Source organism: Mesotoga sp. UBA5557, from assembly GCF_002425715.1.
Classification (GTDB): domain Bacteria; phylum Thermotogota; class Thermotogae; order Petrotogales; family Kosmotogaceae; genus Mesotoga.
The window spans coordinates 1-6,209 of the sequence record NZ_DIMV01000045.1 but is presented as its reverse complement, the minus strand read 5'-3'; the positions used below and the strand labels follow the sequence as shown (position 1 = coordinate 6,209).

General features: G+C 45.3%; 5 protein-coding genes. 4 read left to right on the top strand and 1 reads right to left on the bottom strand.

Features of this window, described 5'->3' with window-relative positions:
• Window positions 1-375 precede the first annotated feature (375 nt).
• Together B3157_RS05890 and B3157_RS05885 are read left to right on the top strand one after the other, a co-directional pair.
• A complete protein-coding gene (locus tag B3157_RS05890; protein WP_292589557.1) occupies window positions 376-780 on the top strand; it encodes an HNH endonuclease in 405 nt (134 codons plus the stop codon).
• Between the two features lie 10 nt (window positions 781-790).
• On the top strand, window positions 791-1,303 hold the full coding sequence (locus tag B3157_RS05885; protein WP_292589555.1) for a carboxypeptidase-like regulatory domain-containing protein: 513 nt from the start codon (window positions 791-793) through the stop codon (window positions 1,301-1,303).
• A gap of 732 nt (window positions 1,304-2,035) precedes the next feature.
• Here the strand turns inward: B3157_RS05885 and B3157_RS05880 are convergent.
• A complete protein-coding gene (locus tag B3157_RS05880; RefSeq protein WP_292589553.1) occupies window positions 2,036-3,436 on the bottom strand; it encodes an HD domain-containing phosphohydrolase in 1,401 nt (466 codons plus the stop codon).
• A 186-nt stretch (window positions 3,437-3,622) separates the two neighbouring features.
• On the opposite strand from B3157_RS05880, the gene B3157_RS05875 reads away from it, so the two are divergent.
• Window positions 3,623-5,704 (top strand): PAS domain S-box protein, encoded by a 2,082-nt coding sequence (locus B3157_RS05875; RefSeq protein ID WP_292589551.1) that lies wholly within the window; start codon window positions 3,623-3,625, stop codon window positions 5,702-5,704.
• On the top strand, window positions 5,701-6,141 hold the full coding sequence (locus B3157_RS05870) for a response regulator (RefSeq protein WP_292589549.1): 441 nt from the start codon (window positions 5,701-5,703) through the stop codon (window positions 6,139-6,141). The genes B3157_RS05875 and B3157_RS05870 overlap by 4 nt, the downstream gene beginning before the upstream one ends.
• Window positions 6,142-6,209 lie beyond the last annotated feature (68 nt).

Genomic DNA, 6,209 nt, shown 5'->3' with positions numbered 1-6,209 from the left:
AGCAGTTTTTCAGGAAGCCCTAAATAGCGTCAGTCAGACTCCATTTTTCAGTGTCATTCGGGATTAGATCAGACGTTATTTGAAGCCCGAGCGAAATGTAAAGACTCTCAGAAACCTTCTCGTTCTCGAACTTAAGGACTTTCTAGAGAGCTACGGTTTGGAATTCAAAAGATATCAGAAGTATAAGAAAGAAGTTCAGGAAGCGCTTGGTTCCAAACCTAACTGCTGATGTACTTGCGGAAGATTGATCGATCAGAATCAAAAGGAGCTTTAGAGAAGAAATTCAGAGCTTCTGGGCGGAGGGTCATACTGCCGCGAAAACTACAAGGAGATCGTTGAGAAACTGAAAGCGGAAACAGGCTAGGAGGTGATACCTTGCAGTTCAAGAAAGGCGAAGTCTACAAGCGGTCGCTGATTCATGAAGAGTATGGAGGGAATAGACAGAGCGGGATATCATATCCTGCCAAACATGACATGGTTTTCATATTCACAGGCTTTTCGGGAGAGGAGTACGGTTACAACGATCGATGGGAGAATGGATACTTTCTCTATTATGGTGAAGGCCAGGAAGGCGATATGGAGTTTGTAAGAGGCAACAAGGCAATCAGAAACCAAAGAGAGAATCAGAAAGCTCTCCACCTCTTTCAGAAGGTCAGTAAAGGCTTCGTCAAATATCTGGGAGAGATGGAATATGTCGATGATTTCGTAGAAGAGGGCCGGGACACCAAAGGCAATCTCCGCAAAGTGATCGTGTTCAAGTTGAAGCCTATAGAGAAATGACGGCAGTTCTTTGCAAGGGCTTGCAATAGAAGGGCGAGTCTCTGAAACTGTTCTTGGTGTGTCGCTTCCCGTCAGCGGTGTCATTGTGACAATACTCAGCGGCGATACGGAGATCAGTACACTTGAGACATCGCTCTTGGGAACCTATTCAGTAGACGTAAATCCAGGAATCTATTCGGTCAAATTTGAAAAGGCCGGCTATGCTTCTGATCAAACAAATGATGTGACAGTCGGTTCTGGCGAAACGAAGACTGTAAACAAAATGTTGTCACGCTTAACGGGTTCCTTGAGCGGAACAATATCCAAAGGGAGCAATCCCATAACGATTAAGGTGATGGACGGAGAAAACGAAGTTGCATCGGTAAAACAAGTAACCACGTTTTCCCTTGGGGGAGGCGTCTATTCAATAAGCAATATCCCGCTTGGAACTTACTCTGTTGTAGCAACAAAGACTGGTGCGACTAAGACATTTGAGAACGTTGTCATAAACGAAGGGACGAACTTGCTTAATATCGGTTTCTAGTCTGAGAAACCTGCATTCAGTCGGAGTTTGGATCCCGATTACTCCCCGGAGGGCTGTGTCCTCCGGGTTTTCTATTGCGTCAGACTCTTCTCCTATGGTGCGCCTTCATCTGCTGTTGAGAACTCCCCATGGACGTTTTCTTCTTGTGTGAATATGAGAGTCCCGGTTTATTTGTCTTGTTTGGGCACACGTAGATTAACATCTTCGTTATCTATGGTGTATGTTAATAAGAATACTTTCTGAAATCCTATATCAGAGTGTGTATTATTCTGCCCCCAGTCATGAGGCAGTCAAATTACTCTGCGGTCGACTACGACTTCAGGCTTCAGGCTAACATGAAACACAGAGGAATCTTCTGATTGGATTCCCGGAGAGAAGATGCGCACCAAAAGGGATTACTCAATCGCAAAAGAGGTGTGAGTAGAATCAGTCACTGGAGCGAACACGGCAGTATCAAGGACAATCATCATTTCTTATCGAAGAGTTAATCGTATGTTCCGGTCGATTAATGAGTTTATTCAGAAGCTTGTGTTATTATATTCAATGCCTATTATTTTCGCGTAAACACTTCCTATTCTTAACCGCCCATCATGGGCGGTTCTTATTTTTTCGCTCTTATTTGTACAGGAGGTTGGCAGTGCAGTTCAGCTAAGTGACTCAAACGAGATTCCGCTTCAGTACACGACGAGCTAGCTGCCAAATCGGAGACTTAGTCCGTGATCGGAGCACGAATCAGAATCTAAAGCCTTCTTCAAGGATGGAAGTACAGATCTGGACGATCTTAGCGTCATAGAGAACTCCTGCGTTCTTTTTGATCTCTTCTATCGCAGCTTCAAAGCCAAGCGCCGCCCTGTATGGCCTGTGAGAACTCATCGCCTCAATCACATCTGCAACGATAATGATTTTGGCTTCTAGCAAAATCTCGTCACTCTTCAAATGTCTAGGATAGCCTGAACCGTCCAGCCGCTCATGATGTTGGTAGACAATATCTGCAACGGGCCAGGGTAGGTCGACCTTTCGAAGGATTTCATATGCGGTTTCGGGATGCTTCTTGATCATCTCAAACTCGATATCGCTCAGTTTTCCTGGTTTGGATAGAATCTCTGTTGGAATATTTATCTTCCCAATATCGTGAACCATCGAAGCAACTCTTATAGACTCAATAGTAAACTCGTCAAGACCCATTCTTTCTGCTATTTCTAAGGCCAACTTCGCAACATTCTTCTCATGAAACTGAGTGTATGGATCCTTAAGGTTCAGCATATCAGAGAGAACACTGACTACAGAATTGAAGGCTCGCTTCAGAGCTTCGTTTGCCTTCTGGCGCTCAGTTACATCTCTTGCAATCCCCTCTATAGCGATCAGCCTTCCGTCATTATCGTAAACTGGAACATTAAGCTGTTCTGCCCAGACTACTTCGCCATTTTTTTTGATCCACCTAAGTACTACTGGAGAACGATCTACATGCTCCAGCAAATCTCTCAACTTTTCACGATCATCTGGATGAACCAACTCGAAGCCAAGATTTGGATTGGCATAGTGATCCTCTGGAGTGTAACCCGTAAGCTTTGTAGATGATGGGCTGACGTACGAAAACTTCTGTTCGGGATAAAGCTCTATTCTGTATATCAGGTCGCTGGCCTTTTCGGCGATTAGTCTGAACTTTCTTTCACTTTCTTCGAGAGCCCTTTCGGCAGAAGTTCTAAGCTCCTCTTCCTTTTTTCTTTTAATGGCGTCTTTAACAGCAAAGGGAAGCCTTGAGATGTGCTCCTTAATGACGTAATCTGTTGCACCGGCCTTCATGCATTCGACTGCAGTCTCCTCATTAATAGAACCTGTCAGGATAATTACCGGAATATTCGGAGCGTGTTGGAGCGTTAGTTCTATCACTTCCATACCACTGAAGCCGGGCATCATGAAGTCTGAGACTATCAGAGTGGGCTTAAAAGTGCTAATAGCGTCTAGAAATCCCTCCCAATTGTCCGTGGTAAGAAAACGCAGACTTAAATCCCAATCCGCCAGCCCTCTAGTTATTTCCAGCTTTGCCAATTCGGCATCACTTACTAAATCCTCTACAAAAAGTATACTCACTACTGGAGAAGAAGGCTCTTGATCAGATATTGTTCGAACCATAGACACCTCCTGAAACTACTTGATGATAGCACGAAAGAACCTTCCTTAAGAAGTACGAACAACACTCATTGATCAGAAACCCAACAGAAATCATCGGGCATTGTCTTTCTGTGGTGCTTATTCAACAGGAGCGAAGACTATAATTCTTGTAAAAGTAATTAAGGCAGACTGGCAGGAGGGTTTTCTATGGGAAGAGAAGCACTTATAGCTTTGATAAATAACGCAGCGTTACTCATAGCTCTTGCGGTTGTTTATGGGCTCTTCTATGCCCGATCTTCGCCGAGCAGACAATTCTCAAGTCAAGTGATCTCAGGTTTGTTTCTCGGTATGATCACTCTTGCCGTAATGCTCAACTCATGGCAGCTAGCTCCTGGAGTAGTTTTCGATACAAGATCCGTTGTCCTTGGGCTTATAGGCCTCTACTTCGGTCTCGTGCCTTCTTTGATCGCGGCTTCCATGAGCATTGCTATGAGAATGTTCATGGGAGGAGGGGGTACGCTCGCCGGCATAAGTAGTATTATCAGCTCGGTTTCTGTCGGTCTCCTTTGGCGACACTTTTTGAAAGAGAGAAGGACACGCCACTCGATTGTTGAGTTGTACCTATTTGGAATCCTCGTACATGTTTTTATGTTGTTATGCATGCTTCTTCTCCCATCGCCAAGCCGAGAGACTTTTTACGCCGTTGCCGCACTGCCGGTTATGCTTATCTATCCAGCAGCAACTACGGTAGTTGGGTGGGCTATGACAGCGCAATCAGCCAGGCGGCGCGGAGAGATAGCGGAGAGAGTGCTGGCGGCTACAAGCGAAAGACTAGCAACAATCGTTAAGAATTCTCCGATAGCCATCGTGAGTCTTGATCTCGAATACAGAGTAAGAAGCTGGAACGAGGCGGCTGAAAAGATCTTTGGCTGGAAGAGTTCGGAGGTAATAGGCAAACCCCTGCCCTACATTCCGGAAAACATGAGAGAAGAACACGCTAGAATCAACGAAGAGACTTTGAGAGGTCTATCGATTTACGGAAAGCGATTTGTAAGTATCAGAAAGGACGGCAGTGAAGTTGTGGTGAAGTTATTCAGTGCTCCGATAAGGAATGACAAGGGAGATCTCGAGGGAATGCTTGGAATCCTTGAAGACGTAACCGCACAGCACAAAGCAGAAGCCGCTCTCAAGGAAAGCGAACTCCGTTTCAGAAGGCTGTACATGAACATGAATGCTGGCATTGCCATATACAAGGTTACTAACTCAGGAGAAGATGTGGTATTTCTCGATATGAACCCCGCCGGATGCAAGATAACCGGGGTCACGAAAGAAGAGATCCTTGGAAGAAGTGTGCGGGGGGTCTTCCCGAAAGTAGTTGAACTCGGGTTGTATGACACGATGATTGAGGTTTGGAAGACCGGACGCTCCAAGCATCATCCAGTAATGAACTACCGTGACGGTAAACTGGATCTAAGAGTTGAGAACTTCGTTTACCGTAACAGGCCGGATGAAATAGTTGCTGTGTTTGAAGATGTGACGAAGCGCGAGTTAACACTTCAAGAACTTGAACGGAGAGTTTGGTGCAGAACGAAAGAGCTTGAGGAGGTAAACAAGGAGCTTGAGGCCTTTACTTACTCAATGGCCCATGATCTGAAAGCTCACCTGAGAGCAATTAATGGCTTTTCTAAGATAATCTCGGATCGTTACTCGGAACTTATTCCTGAAGAAGGCACTCGCTATCTGGGGTTCATACTCAAGGCCGGGGAGGATATGTCGGAGCTGATAACGGGCCTTCTTGAGTACTCAAAAGTAGGTAGATCTCCCCTTAACCTAGAGATCCATTCTTTGAAGGAAATAGTTGATGAATGCGTTTCTACACTATCAACTAGAATTGAAGAGGAGTATGCTTCGGTGCAGACCGCCTCTGACATGCCAAATGTCTATGTAGATCGCATGCTAATGAAAAGGGTGGTTATCAACCTTCTTCAAAACTCCTTGACATATCACAAACCAGAAGAACGGGCCGTAGTGAAGATATATTCTGAAAGAAGAGGAGAATGGGTACACTTGATTGTTGAAGATAATGGAATAGGAATAAGTCAGAAATTCCATGAGAGGATCTTCAACATATTCCAGAGGCTCCATTCTAGCGAAGACTTCCCGGGAAGCGGTATAGGTCTGGCTATTGTGAAGAAGTCGATCACTTTGATGGGTGGGGACGTTTCTGTGCAATCAGTGCCGGGAGAAGGAGCAAAGTTCATAGTGAAGATTAAGGAGGCCAGGCTTTGAAAGAAGCTTTGATACTGCTCGTCCAGGATAACCAGATGGACGTCGAACTGACACTTGACTCCTTCAGACAGGTAGGACTTACGAACCGAGTCGAGATTGTAAAGAGCGGTGAAATGGCTCTCGACTATATGTTTGGCAGAGGGCGATACGAAGATAGAGAGGCATTCCCTGTGCCTGATCTTGTCTTGCTGGATCTCAAATTACCCGGGATTTCTGGACATGAAGTTCTTCACGAAATAAAGCATTCCGAACTCACAAGAAGGATCCCTGTCGTCGTCCTTACATCTTCTCGTGAAGAAAGAGACAGGGCAATTTGCTATGACTGCGGAGTGAACTCCTATCTTGTCAAACCGATCGATTTTGACGAATTCCTGATCGTTGCGAAAGCTATTGGAGATTACTGGCTGACGATCAATGTCGGTCCTCCAGAAACATAAGGGCCATGAAGGTACGCGGCGGGTTGAGCATTGGAAAAGAGTGAGAGTTCTTCGTTCCAGAGCGAGTA